Annotated in this window: 1 protein-coding gene; it reads right to left on the bottom strand. The window is 64.5% G+C overall.

From position 1 onward, the window contains the following. Positions 1–2: 2 nt before the first annotated feature. The gene (locus VXD91_RS29320) at positions 3–974 is read right to left on the bottom strand and encodes an IS481 family transposase (RefSeq protein ID WP_346417050.1); all 972 of its coding nucleotides are present in this window, start codon (positions 972–974) and stop codon (positions 3–5) included. Between the last annotated feature and the right edge of the window lie 78 nt (positions 975–1,052).

The following is a 1,052-nucleotide window of genomic DNA, read 5'->3' as shown; positions in this document are numbered from 1 at the left end:
TGTCAGGCGGCGAGCCGGCTGATGGGTGGTTTTCCGCCGTGGGCGGAGTGGCCTCGTTGAGTGTTGTAGTGATGGAGGAATCGGTCAAGGCCTTGTGTGCGTTGACTGTTGGAGGTCCATGGGCGGGCGTAGGCCCATTCGGTGAGCAGGGTCCGGTTGAAGCGTTCGGCTTTGCCGTTGGTCCAGGGGCAGCCGGGTTTAATGAAGCGGCGTTTGAGCTGCCACGCTGAGCACACCCAGCCCCAGTTGGTGCCGCGGCGGTAGACCAAGGCATTGTCGGTCAGCAGTCGCCGCGCGCGCACGCCGTGGCCGGCGAACCAAGCCAAGGCTCGGTGCAGAAATGCTGCGCAGGTGAGGTCTTTTTCGTCGGTGTGCACTTCGCTGTAGGCCAGCCGGGTGCGGTCGTCGATGGCGGTGTGGATGTAGTCGTAGCCGATCTTGGTTTTCTTGTGCCGGTTGGCAACTGACACTTTGGCCTCGCGTCCGTGCAACCGCCAACCCCCACCGTCAGGGATGCGGCCGAGCTTTTTGACATCGACATGGACCATGGCCCCCGGGGTGCGATGTTCATAGCGGTTCGCTGGGCGCCGCGAGGTACGCACCGATGCGCCGGTGATCGGATCGATCGACGACAGATGCGGCACCTGATGGCGCGCGAGGATCCGTCCGATCGTCGACGGATTCAGATTCAGTTCCGCTGCCAGGACCACCGCACCGCGCTTGCGGCGGGCCCGTGCGGCCAGCACCTTCTTCTCGACCCGGTCGCTGGTGCGCCGGGGCATGTGATGCGGGCGTGATGATCGGTCGGCCAGTGCCGCTTCACCGCCTTCGGCGTATCGGCGCAGCCACTTGTAGACCGTGGACCGTGAAATGCCGAGTTGCTCGGCCACATGCGCCGCTGGCCACCCCGCGGCGACACGCTCAACGATCAGGCGACGAGCGAACAGGTTGGTACGGGCGTTAGCGTGAGACACGAGGACCTCCTACGGGTGAATGCCAGACACATCCACTCCGTCAGGAGGTCCTCCCCATTTCAAGCAGGCACGCCGTCA

The organism is Mycobacterium sp. SM3041, from assembly GCF_039668335.1.
GTDB lineage: Bacteria > Actinomycetota > Actinomycetes > Mycobacteriales > Mycobacteriaceae > Mycobacterium.
The sequence above is the reverse complement of the archived record's forward strand: the minus strand, read 5'-3'. Positions and strand labels throughout refer to the sequence as shown.